The organism is Sulfuricurvum sp. RIFOXYD12_FULL_44_77 (assembly GCF_001830725.1).
GTDB classification, from domain to species: Bacteria; Campylobacterota; Campylobacteria; order Campylobacterales; family Sulfurimonadaceae; genus Sulfuricurvum; species Sulfuricurvum kujiense_A.
On the sequence record NZ_MIBU01000053.1, the window covers coordinates 1 to 2,009 of the forward strand.

The window sequence follows — 2,009 nt, forward strand, 5'->3', positions numbered from 1 at the left end:
GTTTCAAGCTGAACGGCTTTAAAAAGGTTAGGGACAACACGGGTCTCCCATCCCCCTTCATTCGGAAAACTCCCCTCCAAGCGGTGAGCAAAAATCTCTGGAGGGGTCATCCCTTCGTTCCCCTCACAAAACGGGCATGGTTCACTAAAAGAAGGCTCACTCTCTGCTATAGGAACATCCGCATGTCGAAGCCTCTCAGGAGCTATAAGGACATGGGTGTCATGGAGTCGATCGTACCGAATCTCAGACATTGTTTATCTCCATTGATCCTTTGAGAATAAAAGAACCTACGAAATCGAATGCCAATGCCATACTGATCCCCTGTACCGTTAAATCAAAGCCTTGCTCACTCTGGGAAAGGGTTTTAAGTTGAAAATAATGGATGCGACATGGCTGGTTCAGGGTGAGGATTATCTTTTTACCGAGAACGCGATCGATAATTTCCACACGTGAGCATAGTGCTAATTCACCCTCTTCCCTAAGTCGTTCTCCGTTAAATAACACCGCATCGACATTCGAAAAATGGAAATTATGTTCTAAGAGATAGGTCAATTTTTGTGTTGTTTTAGAGGTAAATTTCACCTCAAAATCGAGAGAATTATCATGAGGAATATACTTCTTTTCTAAAAAAGCTTCTTCTTTTTCGGGGAAATAAAGACCCCCGTGGCGTGCAAAGGTTATGGAGTGTTGATTCCATTTCGATTCAAAAGGCTGATTGGCAAAATCCCCGTATTCTCTAAAGTTACAATGACGGAAAGATTCCGTGCTAAACGTTTCATCGCTGATATGATCGATAAACGAGTTTTTTAGATACCAGTCATAGATGATCGCATCACGTAAGCTATCGTCCATTTCTCCCATGGCAGTATGGATCGTATCGATCCCATCTTCGGGTGGAGTCTCATCTTTAGCCTCGATACAAACCGGTTCTAATACTCTTTGATGATAGGCCTCTTTACGCCGCGTCAATGTGTTTTGATAATTGAAACATCGATCACGAATATCAAACTCCACCAACTGTCCTCCGCAGCCGCTGTCAAATCGAAATATTAGCTCGGAGGTCAGTGCTTTTACTTTCTCATATCCATCAAGCTCATTGTTATTGGCTTCAATCACGCTGCTTTTATCGTACCTTATATTTTCACATTCGATGAGGTAGCGATAGGCAGTATCTCGCAGATTCGGCAAATAGAGACCTCCGAAAACTCCATGCCACAGCGGATCGTTTGTCTGGAGTTTAAAAAGGGCAGTATCGAAATCACTGCGATTAAGCACGGGGCGCTGTGCGGAGAGTTCGAGCATCCGTTTGTGAATACGGTTGCTCTCCGGATATTTAACAAAGAAGTTTTTCCAAATTCCCCCTTTGATAAACTTCACCCCCTCCTTTTCATACTGCTCAAACCCCATCTCCTGTTTGTACCGCTCAAGCCGTAGAGCATCATCGGCACTCAAGCTCCACTCCCCCATCTCATAATACGAGACGTTGGGAACATAAGCGAGGCCTCGCGGTTTATTGTGTTTAAAGTACTCCCCATAATGGATCGGCTCAATCGCTTCATCCACCAAAACGGCTTCAACAAATTTTTCCAGCCATTGCTTTTCATAAACCCATGCGTAGGTTCCGGGCCACATACCGAATTTTTCAGCATCATCAAAAATAATAGCGGCCGAATTTGTCTCCCGTGTATAACTTTTAATGGCACTCAGTGCCTTCTCGACACTCTGAAACGGCAATGCATAGCGGAGCTTTTTACTGATAGGAAAAATTCCGAGCCGTTTTCCCCCCTCTTCACTCATATAATAGCCATCAAGTACCTCTTCATCAAATCCTGCGCACTGAAAGTGGTAGTCATCCATCACCGTATATTCGATTTTACTGCGATGCAAATCGGTTATCAACGACGATTCCCATACCCTCTCCGTGAGCCATAACCCTTTAGGAGTCTGTCCGAATGATTCTGAGATAGAGCGGTTAAGTTTTTCGATCTGAGCCACCCGATCTTGGGAGG

The 2,009-nt window shown here is 44.4% G+C and carries 1 protein-coding gene and 1 pseudogene; both read right to left on the bottom strand.

Features of this window, described 5'->3' with window-relative positions:
• Positions 1 to 251, bottom strand: a pseudogene (locus A2517_RS02570) (UTP--glucose-1-phosphate uridylyltransferase); the annotation flags it as partial.
• On the bottom strand, positions 244 to 2,009 hold a 1,766-nt coding region (locus tag A2517_RS02575), incomplete at its 5' end, for an alpha-amylase/4-alpha-glucanotransferase domain-containing protein (protein WP_294893827.1). The gene A2517_RS02575 and the pseudogene A2517_RS02570, both read right to left, overlap by 8 nt.